Source organism: Cellulomonas sp. ATA003, from assembly GCF_031582905.1.
Taxonomy (GTDB): domain Bacteria; phylum Actinomycetota; class Actinomycetes; order Actinomycetales; family Cellulomonadaceae; genus Pengzhenrongella.
On sequence record NZ_CP133990.1, the window covers coordinates 576494 to 595349 of the forward strand.

The 18856-nt window shown below is 76.4% G+C and carries 14 protein-coding genes and 3 pseudogenes; 11 read left to right on the forward strand and 6 right to left on the reverse strand.

All coding sequences use genetic code 11. The features are described from left to right. Positions 1-18: 18 nt before the first annotated feature. Positions 19-1275, reverse strand: a complete 1257-nt coding sequence (dinB, locus tag REH70_RS02925) for a DNA polymerase IV (RefSeq protein ID WP_310752079.1) — start codon at positions 1273-1275, stop codon at positions 19-21. Between the two features lie 80 nt (positions 1276-1355). Here dinB and REH70_RS02930 point away from each other — a divergent pair, with 80 nt between their 5' ends. After that, entirely contained in the window at positions 1356-1484 is a 129-nt protein-coding gene (locus REH70_RS02930) for a hypothetical protein (RefSeq protein ID WP_310752083.1), read from the forward strand. A 28-nt stretch (positions 1485-1512) separates the two neighbouring features. On the opposite strand, the pseudogene REH70_RS02940 reads toward REH70_RS02930, so the two are convergent. Together REH70_RS02940 and REH70_RS02945 are read right to left on the reverse strand one after the other, a co-directional pair. Then, positions 1513-3296 (reverse strand): annotated as a pseudogene (locus tag REH70_RS02940) (SpoIIE family protein phosphatase). A gap of 44 nt (positions 3297-3340) precedes the next feature. Continuing rightward, a pseudogene (locus REH70_RS02945) lies at positions 3341-4833 on the reverse strand (aldehyde dehydrogenase family protein). A gap of 128 nt (positions 4834-4961) precedes the next feature. Here REH70_RS02945 and REH70_RS02950 point away from each other — a divergent pair. The 10 genes and pseudogenes from REH70_RS02950 (at position 4962) to REH70_RS02995 (ending at position 15486) form a co-directional block, all read left to right on the forward strand. Beyond that, positions 4962-6638, forward strand: coding sequence for a carbamoyltransferase C-terminal domain-containing protein (locus tag REH70_RS02950; protein ID WP_310752089.1), 1677 nt, complete (start codon positions 4962-4964; stop codon positions 6636-6638). Then, a complete protein-coding gene (locus REH70_RS02955; protein ID WP_310752092.1) occupies positions 6635-8212 on the forward strand; it encodes an HAD-IIIA family hydrolase in 1578 nt (525 codons plus the stop codon). The genes REH70_RS02950 and REH70_RS02955 overlap by 4 nt, the downstream gene beginning before the upstream one ends. Next, positions 8209-9261 carry a glycosyltransferase family 9 protein gene (locus REH70_RS02960; protein WP_310752094.1) on the forward strand — a complete coding sequence of 351 codons (1053 nt, stop codon included), beginning with the start codon at positions 8209-8211 and terminating at the stop codon, positions 9259-9261. Before REH70_RS02955 ends, REH70_RS02960 begins: the two co-directional genes overlap by 4 nt. After that, positions 9258-10241: a glycosyltransferase family 4 protein gene (locus REH70_RS02965; protein ID WP_310752096.1), complete on the forward strand. Its 984-nt coding sequence runs from the start codon at positions 9258-9260 to the stop codon at positions 10239-10241. Before REH70_RS02960 ends, REH70_RS02965 begins: the two co-directional genes overlap by 4 nt. 8 nt (positions 10242-10249) lie before the next feature. Further along, positions 10250-10774, forward strand: a pseudogene (locus tag REH70_RS02970) (glycosyltransferase); the annotation flags it as partial. Between the two features lie 41 nt (positions 10775-10815). Next, positions 10816-11532 carry a glycosyltransferase gene (locus REH70_RS02975; RefSeq protein ID WP_396134664.1) on the forward strand — a complete coding sequence of 239 codons (717 nt, stop codon included), beginning with the start codon at positions 10816-10818 and terminating at the stop codon, positions 11530-11532. Continuing rightward, positions 11529-12197 carry an SIS domain-containing protein gene (locus REH70_RS02980; protein WP_310752102.1) on the forward strand — a complete coding sequence of 223 codons (669 nt, stop codon included), beginning with the start codon at positions 11529-11531 and terminating at the stop codon, positions 12195-12197. Before REH70_RS02975 ends, REH70_RS02980 begins: the two co-directional genes overlap by 4 nt. Next, positions 12194-13711, forward strand: coding sequence for a PfkB family carbohydrate kinase (locus tag REH70_RS02985; RefSeq protein ID WP_310752105.1), 1518 nt, complete (start codon positions 12194-12196; stop codon positions 13709-13711). Before REH70_RS02980 ends, REH70_RS02985 begins: the two co-directional genes overlap by 4 nt. Before the next feature lie 69 nt (positions 13712-13780). Continuing rightward, a complete protein-coding gene (locus REH70_RS02990) occupies positions 13781-14497 on the forward strand; it encodes an SDR family oxidoreductase (RefSeq protein WP_310752108.1) in 717 nt (238 codons plus the stop codon). Then, positions 14494-15486, forward strand: coding sequence for a glycosyltransferase family 9 protein (locus tag REH70_RS02995; RefSeq protein WP_310752111.1), 993 nt, complete (start codon positions 14494-14496; stop codon positions 15484-15486). The genes REH70_RS02990 and REH70_RS02995 overlap by 4 nt, the downstream gene beginning before the upstream one ends. Before the next feature lie 62 nt (positions 15487-15548). Here REH70_RS02995 and REH70_RS03000 read toward each other — a convergent pair whose 3' ends face one another. The 3 genes from REH70_RS03000 to REH70_RS03010 all read right to left on the reverse strand — a co-directional run bounded on the left by REH70_RS03000 (position 15549) and on the right by REH70_RS03010 (position 18501). Then, positions 15549-16391, reverse strand: a complete 843-nt coding sequence (locus tag REH70_RS03000; protein WP_310752113.1) for an alpha/beta hydrolase — start codon at positions 16389-16391, stop codon at positions 15549-15551. Between the two features lie 455 nt (positions 16392-16846). Then, positions 16847-17689, reverse strand: a complete 843-nt coding sequence (locus REH70_RS03005; protein WP_310752116.1) for an aminoglycoside phosphotransferase family protein — start codon at positions 17687-17689, stop codon at positions 16847-16849. Next, complete coding sequence (locus REH70_RS03010) at positions 17686-18501, reverse strand: Nif3-like dinuclear metal center hexameric protein (protein WP_310752119.1); 816 nt, start codon at positions 18499-18501, stop codon at positions 17686-17688. The genes REH70_RS03005 and REH70_RS03010 overlap by 4 nt, the downstream gene beginning before the upstream one ends. Positions 18502-18856 lie beyond the last annotated feature (355 nt).

An 18856-nucleotide genomic window follows, 5' to 3' on the forward strand; every position in this document is an offset into this window, starting at 1 on the left:
TGCCGCCGGGTGGCGGCCTCACAGGTCGTGCTCCGCGAGCTCCCGGAACGCGTCCGGCACGGCGCCCTCGCGGCCGAGCATCGCCGGCAGGTAGCCGACGGCGTCGCCGCCGAAGCGGGTGCGGATCCGGTCCATCGACCCGTCGACCGCGCGCCTCGCGGCCCCCGTCGAGGAGCCGGGGCGCCACGGCTCGTGCGGCGCGAGATCGAGCTCCAGCTGGATCGCGCGCTGGTCGGCGAGGTGGGACACCGACACCGCGAGCAGCGTGATCTCGGTGCCCGGGGCGTCGTCGATGGCCGACCACACGAGGCTCTCGGCGACCTCGGTGAGCGTCAGCGTGGTCGCGACCGGTGCGCTGAGGGTCCGGGAGCGGGTCACCGAGCGCATGCCGGCGAACCGCACCCGGACCGTGACGGTGCGGCCGGCGCGGTCCTGGGCGCGCATCCGGCGCGAGACCCGGTCCGCGAGGTGGGCCAGCACCGCGCGCACCTCCGCGCGCTCGGGGGCACGCCGACCCAGGGCGGACTGCGCGCCCACCGACCTCGCCCGGTGGGCGGTCGCGACGCGGCGCGGGTCCTCGTCGTGCGCCATCGCGCTGAGCTTGCGGCCGACGGCCTCGCCGAGGATCCGCTCCACCGCCGCTGACGGCGTCTGCGCCAGCTGCCCGATCGTGCGGATGCCGCGGTCGGCGAGGCGCTGGGTGTTCACCGGTCCCACGCCCCAGATGAGCCCGACCGGCAGCGGGTCGAGGAACTCGCGCTCGGTGCCCGGGGCGACGACGACGAGCCCGTCCGGCTTGGCGACCTGCGAGGCGATCTTCGCCAGGTGCTTGGTGCGGGCCGCGCCGACCGAGATCGGCAGGCCGACCTGCTCGCGCACGCGCCGCCGGATCAGTGCGCCGATCACGTCCGGCGGGCCGAACAGATGGGTCGCCCCCGAGACGTCGCAGAACGCCTCGTCGATCGAGATGCGCTCCACGATCGGCGTGATGTCGGCCAGGACGGCCATCACGGCGTCGCCGAGCCGCTGGTACTCGCCGAAGTGCCCGCGGACGAACCTCAGCTCGGGGCACAGCCGCGCGGCCCGCCACCCCGGCATCCCACCCTGCACACCGCGCGCCTTGGCCTCGTAGGACGCGGCGAGGACGACGCCGCCGGTCGGCCCGCCGCCCACGGCGATGGGGCGACCGCGCAGCGCGGGGTCGAGCAGCTGCTCGACCGACGCGTAGAAGGCGTCCAGGTCGGCATGCAGGATCGTCGCGCCACCGTCGGGCATGCGCACCAGCCTAGTCGAACACGTGTTCGAATCGCCAGGGTGTGGTGCGGGCCGCGCCACGCGCCCCCGGTGACGCGGACTTGGCCGCCGACCCGGCCACCGGTATTGGCCCGGGTGGCGCCCCGATGGACGACGACGCCCCGGCGGGGGACGTCGACGCCACCGCGGGCGGTGACGCGTCCGCCGACGAGCCCGGCGCCGGCGGGTAGGAGGCTGGCGAGTAGGAGCAGGGGCCCGTCAGGCCCGGGACGGTCCGGCGTCGGGCGGGCGGGGCTGGTCCTCGGGGTGGAAGCGCACCCCGAGCACGGCGACGTCGTCGTGCCGGGTGTGCCCGGTGAGGTCCGCGACGAGCACGTCGACCAAGTCGTCGAGGGGGACGGTCGCGTGCCGGGCGAGGGCGGCCCGCAGGGTCTCGAGGCCGTCCGCCAGGTGCCGGTCGCGCCGCTCGACGAGGCCGTCGGTGTAGAGCAGGAGCGTCGAGCCCTGTTCCACGAGGTGCTCGTGGTCGACCCGGACGGTGTCCGGCTGGACACCGAGGAGCGGCCCGTTCTCGATGGTGAGGAGCTCCGCCGTGCCGTCCGCGTGCAGCAGGGCCGCGGGCAGGTGCCCCGCGCTCGCCCAGCGCAGCCGCCGCAGGCCCGCGGCGGCCTCGGCGGCGCTCTGCTCGACCGTCACGAGCAGGCAGCTGGTGAGCACGTCGACGCCGAGTCCCGCCAGGGTCCGGTCCAGCCGGGTGAGGATCTCGGCGGGGAGGTGCCGTGCTCCCAGGCGAGCGCGCGCAGGATCGTGCGGACCTGACCCATGGCCGCAGCGGCGCCGATGTCGTGCCCGGTGACGTCCCCGATGACGAGCGCGGTGGCGCCCGAGGGGAGCAGGAGCGCGTCGTACCAGTCGCCGCCCACCTTCTCGTCCCGGGCGGCGGGGACGTACCGCGCGCGCAGCTCGAGGTGATCGGGCTCCGGCAGCGGCGTCAGCATCGCCTCCTGGAGCACGAGTGCCGCGTGCCGCCGCTCGGCGTACAGCCGGGCGTTGTCCAGCGCCATGCCGGCGCGCGCGGCGACCTCGCGGGCGAGGTCGAGCTCCTCGGGGTCCACGGGGCCGTGTCCACGTCCCGGTACAGGCTGAGCAGCCCCGCGACGCGGCCGCGGGCGAGACAGCGGGATGGTCACCATGGACGCCGCGCGGAGCCGCCTCAGCAGGTCGGACACGCAGGGGTCGTCGACGATCGTGCGCGCGATGAGGTCGACCGAGGCCTCGTCGCCGGCGCCGAGGGTGACCAGGGTGCCGGTGTCGATCGACTGCAGCGCGGGTGCTGCGGGCGTCAGGGCGGTGATCCGGGCCCGTGCGTACGCCTCGGCGAGCGTCTGGCGTTCGGGATCGTGGTGCGCGACCGCCATGTCGTGCAGACCGTGGTCGTCGACGAGGCTGACGATCCCCCAGTGCCCCAGCCGGGGCACGACCAGGCGGGCGAGGCGCCGGACGCCCTCCTCCGCGTCGAGGGTCGCCGTGAGCGCCTCGGTGACCTCGGTCAGGAGGCCCACGTCGGTGCGGACGGCGGCGGCACTCGTCGCCGCGGCACCCGGGACCGCGGCCGGCACGCGCTTGACCTCGGTGACGTCGGCGAAGACCACGTCGAGCCCGGTCGCGACCGGCTCGACCTCGATGCGGTACCAGCGGTCGTGCGGCGGGTAGTACTGGACGAACATCGCCGGCTCGCCGGTCTCGAGGCAGCGCCGGTAGACGGTCTCGAGCTCGGTGCCCCGGCTGGCGGGGAACAGGTCCCACTGCGTGCGGCCCAGCAGCTGTGCGCGCGGCACCCCGAGCAGTCGCTCCGCCGCGGCGTTGACGTGCGACATGCGCACCTCGGTGTCGAAGCTGATGGCGGCGACCGGGATCAGGTCGAGCAGCCGGGCCGCATGGGCCTGGCCGGCCTGACCGGGCGTGCCGTCGCCGGCTGGCCCGGTCGGAGCGACGTGGGACACGGGACCCCCTGGCAGTGGAGCGCCGCGGTCGCCGCTCACCTGCCCGCGAGCATAGGCGCTGCCGCCGGCCGGCGACCGTGTCGTCAGGCGCGCGGAGCGGGCTCCAGGTGGACCGCCTTGAGGACCGTCATCGCGGCGAGCAGGTCGGGGCCGTAGCCGGCGCCCGCGCCGCTGGACCGGCGCGGGTCGGCCGAGCCGCCGGGCGCGCCGCCGAACACCGCGTTGACCTTGACGGTGCCGACCTCGAGCTCGTCGGCGGCGCGCAGCGCGTGCGCCATGTCGGGGGTGAGCACGGTCGCGGCCAGGCCGTAGCGCCCCGAGCCGGCCAGTGCCAGGCCGTCGTCGAACGACGCCACGCGGGCGATCGCCGCGACCGGCCCGAACGTCTCCTCGGTCATGAGGTCGACGTCCGGCGGGCACCCGTCCAGGACCGTCGGGGGTACCAGGAGCCGGCCCGGTCCAGCGGGGAACCACCCGTCCGGCATCGTGCGCCCGCCGCGACGGCCTCGCGCACGTGCCGGTCGACGACGGCGAGCTGGTCGGCGTCGACCAGCGGGCCCAGCCCCGTGGCGGCGTCCGTGGGGTCGCCCACCGTCATGCCCGCCGCGATCTCGACCAGCGCGTCGACGACGGCGTCCGCGACGTCGTCGTGCAGGTAGACCCGCTCGACCGAGGTGCACAGCTGGCCGCTGTTGACGAACGCCCCGGTCGCGATCTGCTGCGCGGCCCACACCGGGTCCACCCCGGCGTCCACGAGGATCGGGTCCTTGCCGCCGTTCTCGAGCAGCACGCGCCCGCCGCGCGCGCCGACGGTCGTGGCGATGCGGCGGCCGGTCGCCGACGACCCGACCTGGGCGACCAGCGCGACGCGCTCGTCCGCCACGAGGGCGGCGCCCGTCTCGCCGTCGCCGGTGAGGACCTGCAGGACCCCCGGCGGCAGCGCCTCGGCGATCAGCCGGGCCATCTCCCAGCCGGGCGCGGCGCTGCGCTCGGACGGCTTGTGGACGACCGTGTTGCCGGTGACGAGCGCGGCGGCGAGCAGGCCGGCGGCCGCGGGGAGCGGGTCGTTCCACGGGGTGATGACCGCGACCACGCCGTGCGGCTCGCGCCGGACGACGTCCAGCGCGCCGGAGGCGCCGGCCAGGCTGCGCCCGGTGGGGCCGAGCCCGGTGACGGCGGCCTCCTCGAACAGCGACGCCGCGACGTGGGCGGACTCCGTCGACTGGCTGAGCAGACGCCCCGTGCTCGCCGTCAGCGTCGCCCCGAGCCGGTCGGCAGCGGCGGTGATCGCGGTCGCCGCGGCCCGCAGGGCGGCCGCGCGCTCGGACGGGGCGGTGCGCCGCCAGGCGTCCCTTGCCTCCCAGGCCGCCGTCACGGCGGCGTCGACCTCGGTCGCCGTCGCGGGGACGACGACGACGCCGGGCCCGCCGGTCACCGGGTCGGTGCGGTGCAGCTCGCGGTCACCGGTGGCCGCCACGACGCGGCCCCCGATGAGGTGCTGCGCCACGCGCACGGATGTCGCCGGAGGGTGGCCGTCGGTTGCGGCGCGGGTGGTGCCGAGGTCGGTCTGCGTCATCTGCCCATCCTGTCCGACAAGTGGGAACGGAACCACTTCAGGATGCGCGTGCGGGCGATGGCCGCCAGGGTGGCAGTCGGGCGATCACGCCCCTCTGCTCCCGGCCACGTGAGGAAGGTCCTGCCACCATGCGGGTGCTCGGCGTCAACGCGATCTACCACGACCCGTCCGCAGCGCTCGTGGTCGACGGCGAGGTGGTGGCGGCCGCGGAGGAGGAGCGCTTCAGCCGGCGGAAGAAGGGCAAGCGACCGGTGCCGTTCGCGGCGTGGGAGCTGCCCGAGCTCGCGATGCGCTGGTGCCTCGCCGAGGCCGGGCTCGAACCCGGCGACATCGACGCCGTCGCGTACTCGTTCGACCCCGCGCTGACGAAGCCCGCCGACGAGCTCGGCCTGCACGACCCGTGGGACCACCTGCGGATCACCTACGCCCAGCGCGCGCCAGGGTTCATCGCCACCGCCCTGCCCGGCCTCGACCCGGCCGCCGTCCAGTACGTGCCGCACCACGTCGCGCACGCCGCCTCGGCAGCGCTCGCCTCGCCGCACCGCAGCAGCAGCGTCCTCGTGCTCGACGGCCGTGGTGAGCGGGCCTCGCACCTGTCCGGTCGGTACCAGGAGGGCAAGCTCGAGATCCTCGCCCAGCAGGAGCTCCCGCACTCCCTCGGCCTGGTCTACGAGTCGCTCACCGAGCACCTGGGCTTCCTGCGGTCCAGCGACGAGTACAAGGTCATGGCTCTGGCGTCCTACGGCAAGCCGCGGTTCCTCGAAGAGCTGCGCGAGGTCATCCGGGCCACCGACGACGGCGGCTTCCAGGCCGAGGCACCCGACTGGTCGCGGTGGGCGCCCCCGCGGTCGGCCGACGCGACGCTCAGCGAGGAGTCGTGGCGCGGCCCGCACGCCGACCTCGCCTGCTCGGTGCAGCAGCGCCTCGAGGAGGTCCTCGTGGACCTCGCCACCTGGATCCACGCCCAGACCGGGGACCGCGTGCTGACGATGGCCGGTGGGACGGCGCTGAACTGCGTCGCGAACTCACGGATCTACCGCGAGTCCCCGTTCGAGGAGGTCTGGGTGCAGCCCGCGGCCGGGGACGCCGGGACCGCGCTGGGTGCGGCGCTCCAGGTCACCGCCGACGGCGGACAGGTGCCCGACCCCATGCCCGGTGCCGACCTGGGCCGCGAGTGGTCCGACGACGAGCTCGCCGCGTGGCTGCGCTCGGCCGCCGTGCCGTTCACCACGCCGGACGACCTGGGCGACGAGGTGGCCGAGATCCTGTCCCGCAACGGCGTCATCGCGTGGTTCGACGGGCGCAGCGAGTTCGGCCCGCGGGCGCTCGGCCACCGGTCGCTGCTCGCCCACCCCGGCCACGCGAAGAACCTCGAGCGCCTCAACGACGTCAAGGGCCGCGAGCAGTTCCGGCCGGTGGCGCCCATGGTCCTGCTCGAGGACGCGGCGGAGATCTTCCACGACGGCCCGATGCCCAGCCCCTACATGCTCTTCGTGCACCGGGTCGACCCCGCGTGGCGCGACCGCATCCCGGCGGCCGTGCACGTCGACGGCACCGCCCGGATCCAGACCGTCGACCCGGCCCGCCAGGTGCGGCTGGGGGCGACCCTCGAGGCGTTCCGCGCCCGCACCGGGCTGCCGGTGGTCATCAACACGAGCCTCAACACCGCCGGGCGGCCCATGGTCGACGACCCGCGGGACGCGCTCGAGCTGTTCGGGTCCGCGCCGGTCGACGCGCTCGTGCTCGGGCCGCACCTGGTCCGCCGGGCGCAGATGTTCGGCGGCGTCGCGGGGGACAGCCGGTGACGCCTGAACCCGTCTACGCCGTCGTGCTGCCGTCCATCGGGCGGCCCTCGCTCGGCGTGACGCTGCGCAGCCTCGCCGCCCAGGTCACGGACGCCGACGTGCCCGGCCCGGTCGAGGTCGTGGTCGCGGACGACCGTCCGCTCACCGCGACCGAGGCGCTGGACCCCGCCGAGATCGTCCCCGACGCGCCGTGGCCGGTGCGGGTCGTCCGCACCGGCGGGCGCGGCCCGGCCGCCGCGCGCAACGCCGGCTGGCGCTCGGTCCGGGCGCCGTGGGTCGCCTTCCTCGACGACGACGTCGTCGTCCCCGACGGCTGGGCGAAGGGCCTGGTCGCGGACCTGCGGGCCGCGGCGCCCACGGTCGGCGGCGTGCAGGGCCGGATCGAGGTCCCGCTGCCGGCCCACCGGCGCCCCACCGACTGGGAGCGCAACACCGCGGGGCTCGAGGGCGCGTTGTGGGCGACGGCCGACATGGCGTACCGCCGTGACGCCCTCGTGGCGGTCCACGGCTTCGACGAGCGCTTCCCGCGGGCGTACCGCGAGGACGCCGACCTCGCACTGCGCGTCCGCCGCGCGGGCTGGGAGCTGGTGCGGGGGACCCGCACCATCACCCACCCCGTCCGCCCGGCCGACGACCGCGTCAGCGTGCGCGTCCAGGCCGGCACCGCCGACGACGCCCTCATGCGCGCCCTGCACGGCGCCGCCTGGCGCGACGTGGCCGAGACCGGCCGGGGCCGGTTCCGCTGGCACGTCGCGACGGTCGCCGGTGCGGCCGCCGCCGTCGTCGGGACGCTGACCGGGCGCCGCCGCGTCGCCACGTGCGGCGCCCTGCTGTGGTCCGCGCTCACCGTGGACTTCGCGCGCCGTCGCATCGCCCCCGGGCCCCGACCTGGCGAGGACGGGTGGGCCGCCGAGTGGCGCCGGATGGCGTGGACGAGCGCGGTCATCCCCGTGGTCGCCGTCCGGCACCGGCTGCGCGGCGCCCTCGCGCACCGCGGCGGGGCGCCGGCCTGGCCGCCGCCGCTGCGCGCGGTGCTGTTCGACCGCGACGGCACGCTCGTGCACGACGTCCCCTACAACGGTGATCCCGCGCTCGTGCGGACCGTGGACGGCGCCCGCGAGGCGCTCGACGCGGTCCGCGCCGCGGGCCTGCGCACGGGGCTGGTGACCAACCAGTCCGGCATCGGCCGCGGCCTGCTGACCCGCGCGGACGCCGAGGCGGTCCACAACCGGCTGTCCGCCGAGCTCGGCCCGCTCGACACCGTCCAGCTGTGCCCGCACACCGACGACGACGGCTGCGCGTGCCGTAAGCCCGGGCCCGGCATGGTGCTGGCCGCCGCTGCCGCGCTCGGCGTCGCGCCGTCCGAGTGCGCCGTCGTCGGGGACATCGGGGCCGACGTCGGCGCGGCCGTCGCCGCGGGTGCACGCGCGGTCCTGGTCCCGACCGCTCAGACCCGGCCCGAGGAGGTCGTCGACGCCGAGGCCACCGCGCCCGACCTCGCCGGTGCGCTGCGCCTGCTCGGTGTGCCGGTGCCCGCGGGCGCGGCGGTGGGCCTGAGCGGGACCGCACGGTGACCGTGCCGGTCGACCGGCCGCTCGGGCGGGTCCTCGCGGTCCGCGCCGACAACGACGGCGACGTCCTGCTCACCGGGCCCGCGGTCCGCGCGCTCGCGGCGTCCGCGGACCGGGTCGACCTCCTGGTGTCCCCGGCGGGGCGCGCGGCGGCCGAGCAGTTGCCCGGCGTCGGCGACGTCCTCGTCTTCGACGCCCCGTGGAGCGGGTTCGTCCCGCCGCCGGTGGACGCCGCGGCGGTGCACGCGCTCGTCGCGGAGCTCGCCGAGCGGCGGTACGACCGCTGCGTCGTGTTCACCTCGTTCCACCAGAGCCCACTGCCGATGGCGCTGCTGGCCCGGCTCGCGGGCATCGGGCACGTCGCGGCGACCAGCGTGGACTACCCGGGCTCGCTGCTCGACGTCCGCCACCGCCGCCCCGACGGCCTGCACGAGGTCGAGGCCGCGCTGGACCTCGCCCGCGCCGCCGGTGGTGCGCCGGGCGCCGGCGACGACGGCCGCCTCGCCCTGCGCCGCCCCCTGCCGGACGTCGACCACCTCGCGCTGCCCGACGGCGCCGTCGTCCTGCACCCCGGCGCGTCCGTCCCGGCTCGCGGCCTGACGCCCGAGCACGCCGGCGCGGTCGCGCGTGCGCTCGTCGACGCCGGCCGCCCCGTGCTCGTCACCGGCGGACCCGGCGAGCGCGACCTCACCGCCGCCGTCGCCGCCGCCTCGGGTGCGCGCGACCTCGGCGGGCGCACGTCGTTCGCCGAGCTCGCCGCGGTCCTCGCACGCGCCGCGTGCGTCGTCGTCGGCAACACCGGGCCCGCGCACCTCGCCGCCGCGGTCGGGACCCCGGTCGTCTCGCTGTTCTCCCCGGTCGTGCCGGCCGAGCGGTGGGCGCCGTACGGCGTGCCGACCGTGCTCCTCGGCGACCAGGGCGCGCCGTGCCGCGGGACCCGCGCGCGCGAGTGCCCGGTGGCCGGTCACCCGTGCCTGTCGTCCGTGGCGCCGTCCGAGGTGGTCCACGCCGTCGAGGCGCTGACCGCCCGTCCCGTGGAGGTGGGGGCATGAAGGTCCTGGTGTGGCACGTGCACGGCTCGTGGATGACGTCGTTCGTGCAGGGCGTCGATCAGTACCTGATCCCCGTCGTCCCGGATCGCGGACCGCAGGGCCGGGGCCGGGCGCGCACGTGGGACTGGCCGGCCGCCGCGCGCGAGGTGACGCCGGAGGCGCTGCGGGACGAGGAGGTCGACGTCGTCGTCCTCCAGCGACCCGAGGACCTCGAGCTGCTCGAGCGCTGGACCGGGCGCCGCGCGGGCGTCGACCTGCCCGCGGTCTACGTCGAGCACAACACCCCGGCCGGGCACGCCGCCGCCACGCGGCACCCGCTCGCCGACCGGACCGACATCCCGATCGCCCACGTGACCTGGTTCAACGCGGTCATGTGGGACTGCGGCGTGGCCCCGACGACCGTCGTCGAGCACGGCATCGTCGACCCCGGCTACCGGTACACCGGCGAGCGCGCGCGGCTCGGCATCGTGGTCAACGAGCCGGTGCGCCGCTGGCGCGTGACCGGCACCGACCTGCTGCTCGAGGTCGCCGGGCACGTGCCCGCCGACGTCTACGGCATGGGCATGACCGCGCTGCGCGACGCCGCCGACGACGTCGCCCGGCGCGGGCACGCCGCCCCCGACCTCGCGCTGCACGACGACGTCCCGCAGGACGCCATGCACAGCCTGCTCGCGCGCGACCGCGTCTACCTCCACCCCTACCGGTGGACCAGCCTGGGGCTGTCGATGCTCGAGGCGATGGCGCTCGGCCTGCCGGTGCTCGGCCTGGAGACGACCGAGGCGCACCGGGCGGTGCCGGCGGAGGCCGGGCTGCTGACCAACGACGTCGACGCGCTGATCGCCACCGCGCGCCGCTGGGTCGCCGACCCCGACGAGGCCCGCGAGCGCGGGCTCGCCGCGCGCGAGCACGTCCTGCGTCGCTACGGGCTCGGGCGCTTCGTGGCCGACTGGCACGCGCTGCTCGAGGAGGTGGCGCGATGAGGATCGCGATGGTCTCGGAGCACGCGAGCCCGCTGGCCGCGCTCGGCGGGGTCGACGCGGGCGGGCAGAACGTGCACGTCGCCGCGCTCGCGACCGCGCTCGGCGCGCTCGGGCACGACGTCGCCGTCTACACGCGCCGGGACGCCCCCGACCTGCCGGAGCGGGTCGCGATGGCCCCCGGCGTGGAGGTCGTGCACGTGCCGGCGGGTCCGGCGCGTGTGGTCCCCAAGGACGACCTGCTGCCGTGGATGGGCGACTTCGGCCGGTGGCTCGTGACCGACTGGGAGCGCCACGGATCGCCCGACGTCGTCCACGCCCACTTCTGGATGTCCGGCCTCGCCGCGGTGGAGGCGGCCCGCGCGCTGCCCGAGCCGGTCCCGGTGGTGCAGACGTTCCACGCGCTCGGGTCGGTCAAGCGCCGCCACCAGGGCGACCGGGACACGAGCCCGGCCGGTCGCGTGGAGACCGAGGCGACCCTCGCGCGGTCGGTCGACCTCGTGGTCGCGACGTGCTCGGACGAGGTCGCCGAGCTGCGCGCGCTCGGTGTGCCGGCGTCGCGGGTGCGGGTCGTGCCGTGCGGTGTCGACCTCGAGCACTTCCGGCCCGAGGCCGACCCCGCCGACGCGGCGGTGGAGTCCGGGGGTTCGGGAGCGCGCCGGCCGCCCCAGACGCCCCGCAGCGGTACCGCCTGCTATCTCTCGGCCGGCTGGTCGAGCGCAAGGGCGTGGCCACCGTGGTCGAGGCGCTCCCGTCGCTGCCCGACGCCGAGCTCGTCATCGCGGGCGGGCCCGGCGCCGACGAGGTCGCCGCCGACCCCGAGGCGCGCCGGCTGCACGAGCTCGCGACCCGCCTCGGCGTCGTGCACCGGGTGCGCTTCGTCGGCAGCGTGCCGCGCGCCGACGTGCCGGCGCTCGTGCGCAGAGCGGACGTCGTGGTGGCGACCCCCTGGTACGAGCCGTTCGGGATCGTGCCGCTCGAGGCCGCCGCGTGCGGTCGTCCCCTCGTGGGGACCGCGGTCGGCGGGCTGCTGGACAGCGTCGAGGACGGTGTCACGGGCCTGCTCGTCCCGCCGCGCGACCCGGTCGCGCTCGCGGACGCGCTGGGGCGGCTGCTGGCCGACCCCGGGCTGCGGACCTCGCTCGGTGCGGCCGCCCGGCGCCGGGCGCTGGACAGGTACGGCTGGGACCGCGTGGCCGACCGGACGGTCGCCGCGTACGCGGCGGTCGGGGCCGGTGCCCGCGTCGGCCCCGACATCGGCGGCATGGTCGCCGGGAAGGTGAGTGCGCGATGAGCTGGATCGACGACCACGCCGACGAGGTGGGCGCGGCGCTGACCGGGCTGCGCGCCGACGGCCCGCGGATCGAGCGGTGGGGACGTGACCTCGCCGTGTCCCTGTGCGCGGGCGCCCGGCTGCTCGCGGTCGGCAACGGTGGCAGCGCGGCCGAGGCCCAGCACCTGACCGCGGAGCTCGTCGGCCGGTTCCTCGCCGACCGTCGCCCGCTGTCCGCGATCGCGCTGTGCGCGGAGACCTCGAGCCTCACCGCGATCGTCAACGACTACGGGATCGAGGAGATGTTCGCGCGACAGGTCGAGGCGCACGGGCGCCCCGGTGACGTGCTCGTCGTCCTGTCGACGTCCGGGCGCAGCCCCAATGTGCTGCGCGCCGCCGAGCGCGGCCGCGCCGGAGGGCTCACCGTGCTGGGGCTGACCGGCCCGGGGCCGAACCCGCTGCTCGCGCTGTGCGACGACGCGGTCGCGATCGACGCACCGTCGACCGCGGCGGTCCAGGCGCTGCACCTCGTCGCGGTGCACGCGCTGTGCGCCGCGGTCGACGCGCACCTCGCCGCGGTGGCGTCGTCCGGCACGTCGTCCAGCACAGCCGTCCACGGCGGTGCCGACGCCGACGTCGCCGCGGGGGTCGCCGACCTGCCGGCCCACGCCGAGGTCGGCGCATGAGCCGCCCGCACGTCGTCGTCGTCGGCGACGTCGTCCTGGACCGCGACGTGGACGGGCGCACCGACCGGCTGTGCCCGGACGCGCCCGTCCCGGTGCTCGACGTCACCGAACGGCGCGAGAGCCCGGGCGGTGCAGGCCTGACCGCGCTGCTCGTCGCGGCGTCCGGCGCCCGGGTGACCCTGGTCGCCCCGGTCGCCGACGACGACGCCGGGCGGTCCCTGACCGCCGACCTCACCGCGCACCTCGACCTCGTCCCGCTCGGCCACGCCGGGGCGACGCGGCGCAAGATCCGTGTGCGCAGCGCCGGGCAGTCCCTCGTGCGCATCGACGACGGCGGCCCCGGGACGCCCACGGACGTGTCCGCCGAGCGGCTGCGCGAGGTGCTCGCCGGCGCCGACGTCGTCCTCGTGTCCGACTACGGCGCCGGCACCACGCGCGACGCGACGGTGCGCGCAGCGCTGACCGAGGCCGCCCGCGACCGCCCGCTCCTCTGGGACCCGCACCCGCGAGGTGGCGGCCCCGTGCCCGGGACCACCCTGGTGACGCCCAACCTCGCCGAGGCGCGCCGCGCCGTCGCGGACGCCCCGAGCGCGGCCGACACCCCGACGGACGCGCTGGCCGGCACGGTCCGCGCGGTGTGGGACGTCCACGCGGTGTGCGTCACCGCGGGCGCGACCGGGGCGTTCCTCGCCGCCCGCGGCGCCGAGGCGGTGTTCGTCCCCGCCCCGACGGTGACCGGCGGGGACCCGTGCGGCGCGGGGGACCGGTTCGCGGCGACCGCCGCGGTCGTCGTCGCGCGCGGCGGCACCCTCGTGGCCGCGGTCGAGCGCGCCGTGGCAGACGCGTCCGCGTGGGTCGCCGACGGCGGGGCCGAGGGGTTCCGACGGCGGGACGGCGTCGCGGACCGGAGCGGCGCCCCCGAGCGTGCCGCCGGGGGCGACGCGACGGCCCCGACCGACCCGACCGACCCGACCGACCCGACCGACCCGACCGGGTCCACCGGCCCGGCCGACGCCGGCGGTGCGGACGCCGTCCCGGACCCGCTGCGCCCGGTCGCGCCGGAGGACCTCGGCCGGCTCGGCGCACGGCTGCGCGCCGGCGGCCGCACGGTCGTGGCGACCGGCGGGTGCTTCGACATCGTCCACGCCGGGCACGTCGCGACCCTGCAGGCCGCCCGCCGGCTCGGGGACTCGCTCGTCGTGCTCATCAACTCCGACGCGTCGGTCCGGCGGCTCAAGGGCCCGTCGCGCCCGGTCGTGACCGCCGCCGACCGCGCCCGCGTGCTCGAGGCGTTCGACTGCGTCGACGCCGTCGTCGTCTTCGACGAGGACGACCCCCGCGCCGCCCTCGACCGGCTGCAGCCCGACGTCTGGGCCAAGGGCGGTGACTACGGCGGGACGGAGCTGCCGGAGGCCGCCGTCGTGCGGGAGCACGGCGGCCGCGTCGTGATGCTGCCCTACCTCGGCGGCCGGTCGACGACGTCGATCATCGAGCGCTCCACCCGCTCGGCCTGACCCCCTCCAGCACGACCCCTCCACCACGACCTTGCTCACCACGACCTGATCCACCACGAAGGGACTCCCATGACGCAGGACATCACCCCGTCCGTCACGCTCCGCGAGGTCGGCACGGTGTTCATCACCGGCGGCTCGAGCGGCCTCGGTGCGGCGGTGGTCGACGCCGTCGCGGCCGCGGGCGGGACGCCGGCCGTGCTCGACCGGGTGCCCCCGCGCGACGGCGTGCCGTACGTCGAGTGCGACCTCGCGGACTCCGCCGCGACGGCCGCCGCCGTCGAGCAGCTGGTCGAGCTCGTCGGCCCGCCGGACGCCGTGGTCACCGCGGGCGGCACCGACGCGTGCGGCCCGCTGCTGGAGATCGACACGGAGACGTGGGAGCGCGTCGTGCGGGTCAACCTGTTCGGGACCGTCGCGGTCGTCCGCGCCGCCCTGCCGCACCTGGAGCGCGTGCGCGGCACCGTCGTGACCGTCGGGTCGACGCTGTCGCTGCGCGGGATGAGCGACGCGACCGCGTACAGCGCGTCGAAGTACGGCGTGCGCGGCTTCTCGCACGCGCTCGCGGCAGAGCTCAAGGGGCGGGTCGGCGTCACGCTGCTCATCCCCGGCGGCATGCGGACCGCGTTCTTCGACGGTCGCACGGAGCAGTACAAGCCGGGACCGGACGCCGACCTCAACGATCCCGCGAACACCGCGGCGACGGTCGTGCTGGCGCTCCGTCAGCCGGTCGGGTCGGAGATCCGCGAGATGCTCGTCATGGCGTCGGGCGAGTCGTCCTGGCCGTGACCGGCAGCCCTCCCGACGGCGCGGGGCACGTCCTCGTCCTGCGCGCCCTGGGGCTCGGTGACGCCCTCACCGGCGTCGCCGCGCTCCGGGGCGTGCGCCGGGCGTGGCCGGACCGCCGCGTCGTCCTCGCCGCGCCCGCCGGCGTCGGTGGGTGGCTGCGGGACCTCGGCGTGGTCGACGACGTCCTGCCGACGTCCGGCCTCGAACCGCTGCGGTGGGACGGCACCGGGCACGTCGCGGTCAACCTGCACGGACGGGGTCCGCAGAGCCATCGCGTGCTCGCCGCGACCCGTCCCGACCGGCTCGTCGCGTTCGCCTCGCCCGAGGCCGGGCACGACGACGGGCCGGTGTGGCGTCCGGACGAGCACGAGGTCGAGCGCTGGTGCCGCCTGGTCACCGCGGCGGGTGGACCGTGCGGACCGGCGGACCTGCGGCTCACGGTGCCGCCCGCCACGGACCCGGCGGACGCGGCGGACGCGCGGCACCCCGCGGACGCCGGGGAGGTGCTGCTGCACCCCGGTGCCGCGTCGGGCTCGCGCCGGTGGCCGGTCGAGCGGTTCGCCGCGGTCGCCAGGCGGCTCGTCGCGGACGGTGCGCGGGTGGTGGTGACCGGCGGACCCGCGGAGCGTGACCTCGCGGCCGCCGTCGTCGTCGGGCTGCCGCCCGACCGGGCCCGATCGACCGCGGGTGAGCTCGACCTGCCCGGTCTCGCGGCCCTCGTCGCCGGGACGCGGCTGGTGGTCTGCGGCGACACCGGCGTCGCGCACGTGGCCACCGCGGTCCGGACGCCGTCGGTCCTGCTGTTCGGCCCGACGCCGCCGCGGTGGTGGGGCCCGGCGATCGACCTCGACCGGCATGCCGTGCTCTGGCACGGCGACCCGGACCGGCCCGGGGACCCGCACGGCGACGCGGTCGACCCCGCGCTGGCAGCGGTCACGGTGGACGAGGTCGTGGACGCCGTGGTGAACCTTCTAGGGGCCGTGGCCTGAAAGCGACCTGGCCCCGCGCAGGCGCCCGGAGCCTGTCGGCCCGTCAGTCCCGTCAGCCCCCGTCAGCCCTGCACCGTCGGGGCTGCGGGATCGGTGTCGAGGAACGTCGTGACGGCGTCGAGGACCATCGTCGTGCGGCTCAGGCCGAAAAAATGGGTCGTGCCCGGGAAGACGGCGAGCTGGGAGGCCGGGACGCCCACGAAGTCGCCGTTGACGTCCCCGCCGCGCAGCCGCAGGAACCGGACGGCGTGCTCGAGCCGGACCATGTCGCAGTCGCCGACGGTGATGAGCGTGGGTGCGGCGATCCCGCGGATGTCGTCGTCCGACCACCCGGGGAAGCCCTCGTCGAAGTGGCCGATCTTGGTCAGCAGGTCCTGCAGCCGGTCCGGATGCGGTGACTTGGCGCGGTACGCCTCCTCCATCGGTGTCCCGGCGATCATGTCGACGGTCAGGTCGGCGACGGCGTCGGTGTTCTCGCCGCGGTCCCCGTCGGGGTGGAACGAGACGGACGAGACCACGAGCCGCCGCACGAGCTCGGGACGGTCGACGGCCAGCCGGAGCGCGACGGCTCCACCGATGCTGAAGCCGAACACGTCGACCTGCGCGAGGCCGAGATGCCCGAGCAGGCCCACGACGTCCGACGCGAGCCCGTGCGCGGTGAGCGGCCGGTCTACGTCGTGGGTGCGTCCGTGCCCCTGGAAGTCCGCCGCGACGACCTGCCGGTCCCGCGACAGGTGCGGCAGCAGCGCGCCGAACTGCTGGTCGATGTCGAACAGGCCCCCGTGCAGCAGCAGCAACGGCGTGCCGCCGGCTCCGTGGACCTCGTAGTACATCCGCATGCCGTTCACCGGGGCGTACCCGGTCGTCGGGTGCTGCGGCGTCGTCGTGCTGGTCGGCTGGGTCATGGTGACCTCCTCGTTCGGCTGACGGGTAGACGCTCGACCGCGCCGAACTCATCGGTGGTGTCACCGGGTGCGTGCGGGTCGGTCTCCCGCTGGACCGTCGCCGAAGCGGCCTCGTAGGTTCGAAGGATGGACGACATCCGTCAGCGTGTGCCCTCGTCACCCTTCTCCGCACCACCGGGACACGCGGTGCGCAAGGTCCAGGGCGTCGCCCTGGTCCTCTACGCGATCGCTCTCGTGCTGCACCTCACCGACCGGTCGTCGTCGGCGGTGTGGTTCACGGTGGCAGGACTCGTCCTGTTCCTGGGCGCGGCGGTGTGGGCGTACCGGCACCGACGCGAGCTCCGCAGCGAGGCGAGCGGGGGGCGCAGCGAGGCGAGCGGGGGGCGCAGCGAGGCGAGCGGGGGCCCGGCCGGCGGCGTTGACCTCCACGGCTCCGACGCAGGGCCGGACGGATGTCAGCTCCCGTCCAGCACGTCCGCGATCATGCGGTGCCCTTGCTGCTCGAACTGCTCGTCGCCGACCAGGTACGCCCAGACCGCCGTCCCGATCGCCTCGCGCAGCCGGTCGCGCCGCCAGGACCCCGGAGTGCGGGGATCGTCGCCGAGGCCCTCGAGGAAGTCGAGCAGTAGCTGGGGGCGCCCACGGAACTGCTGTGCATCGAGCCGTGCCAGGTCGGTGGCGGCGGGTCGCCAGTCGGCGCGGCCGAAGTCGATGACGGCCACCCGGCCCTGATCGACGATCCAGTTCCGCGGCTGCCAGTCGCCGTGTGTCGGTGTCAGGGGACGCGGTGGGACGGGGACGGCCAGCTCGGCGCGCAGTCGCTGCGCGATGTCGTGGGGGATGCGGTGATCGCGGTCGAGCCAGGTCAGCGCCTTGGCGTCCACCCGCCGCTCGTAGTCGTCGCCGGGCCTGGTGCCCTGGGCGTGGAGGAGGGCGAGCGCGCGCCCCGCCCGCCGGTAGGTGTCCGGCTCGGCCTCGGCTGGGGTGCCCTCGACGAGGACGCCGGGCAGGTACGTCGTCGCGAGCAGTCGCAGGGCGGGGTCGGCGTGGACCATGCGTGGCGCCAGTCCACGTGCGGCCAGCGGCTCGACCACGGTGGAGTGGGCGACGATCTCGCGGTCCATGTGGTGGTCGCCGGGGACGCCGGCCTTGACGATGTAGTGCCGATCGTCGGACCGCAGGTGCAGGACCGCTCGGCCGACAGGGTCCCAGCTGTGGTCAGCGACCAGCGTGGCGCGCGGGAACCATCCGGCGACGACGGCCCGCTGCGCAGGCCCGAGCCGGGGCAGCGACGTCACGACGACGAGGCCGCGACCGTCCGGAAGGGGTCAGCGGCCGCGACGAGCTCGACCGGGACCTCGGGCACGAGCCCCGCGAGCCAGCGACCGGCCTCGGCCATGCCCTCCTGCTCCGACGGCACATGCCCGACGACGACGACCCCGGCGCACACGCCCGCGGTGACCGCGTCGGCGGCGTACTCGCCCGTCTCCCACTCGTGGCCCTCACCCAGGACGATGACGTCGACGTCCGGCCGGGCGAGCATGTGCCGGTTCCGCTCGAACCCCTGGAACCCCGGCTGCAGGCCCACGGCCGAGACGGGCGTGCGCGGGTCACCGACGTAGCGCAGCGCACGAGCGTCCAGCGACCGGGCGACGTGCGCGGCCAGCGCGCCGAGCGTCGTCCGCGGCAGGTCGTAGATCCCCGGTGCGTCCGCACGCTCGGAGCCGAGCCAACCGAGCGCCCGTGCGATGCCGGTCAGGATGCCGTCCGGCCGGCGGTCGTGCCACGCGTCGTGCAGGTGCAGGACGACGAGGCCGTGGTCGGCGACGAACGCCGACTTCGCCGCGTACACCGGGTCGTCCTCCGTGGCGAGCACCGCGTCCGAGGCGCCCTGGTGGTCGAAGTAGAGCGGCTCGTGGGTGACGACGAGGTCGAGCCCCCGCTCGGCGGCGCGGTGCAGCACGTCGAGGGTCGCCATGACCGTCACGGCGACGCCCCGGATCGGGGCATCCGGGTCGCCGGCGAGGAATCCGTCCACCGTGCTCGCGCGCGCCGGCACGCCCACGTGCGCAGCGATCCGGTCCACGACCAGCCGGGCAGTCACCGTCATGGCGGCACCCTAACCGCGCAGGACGGCGACCTGCGCGCTGCTCCAGAGCGCGCTCCCGGGCAGGGTGGGCCGGTAGCGCCTCACCGCCGACGGAACCCGGGAGACGCGACAGGCGACAGGTCGCGCGCCTGTGTCGCACCCGCATCGACCCCTCGCGTGAGCGGCCTCTCCGCCCGCCGACCTCCGGCGCGGGCCGCCACGTCGTCGCTCGCGCCGCGACGGTCCGGACCGCACAGCAACGAAGGCGGCAGAAGCAGCCTCCGGGCATCGCCATGAACGAGTGTCGACGACCGAAAACTCGGGTCACTCGCTCCGGTGATCACGTCACGAGGCGATGAGTATGGGTGGCCTTCCG

Coding starts and splice junctions, on each gene's coding strand:
- REH70_RS02990 (WP_310752108.1), top strand. CDS start 13,781: ATGACGCAGGACATCACCCCGTCCGTCACGCTCCGCGAGGTCGGCACG.
- dinB (WP_310752079.1), bottom strand. CDS start 1,275: ATGCCCGACGGTGGCGCGACGATCCTGCATGCCGACCTGGACGCCTTC.
- REH70_RS03010 (WP_310752119.1), bottom strand. CDS start 18,501: ATGACGGTGACTGCCCGGCTGGTCGTGGACCGGATCGCTGCGCACGTG.
- REH70_RS02980 (WP_310752102.1), top strand. CDS start 11,529: ATGAGCTGGATCGACGACCACGCCGACGAGGTGGGCGCGGCGCTGACC.
- REH70_RS02985 (WP_310752105.1), top strand. CDS start 12,194: ATGAGCCGCCCGCACGTCGTCGTCGTCGGCGACGTCGTCCTGGACCGC.
- REH70_RS02965 (WP_310752096.1), top strand. CDS start 9,258: ATGAAGGTCCTGGTGTGGCACGTGCACGGCTCGTGGATGACGTCGTTC.
- REH70_RS03000 (WP_310752113.1), bottom strand. CDS start 16,391: ATGACCCAGCCGACCAGCACGACGACGCCGCAGCACCCGACGACCGGG.
- REH70_RS02950 (WP_310752089.1), top strand. CDS start 4,962: ATGCGGGTGCTCGGCGTCAACGCGATCTACCACGACCCGTCCGCAGCG.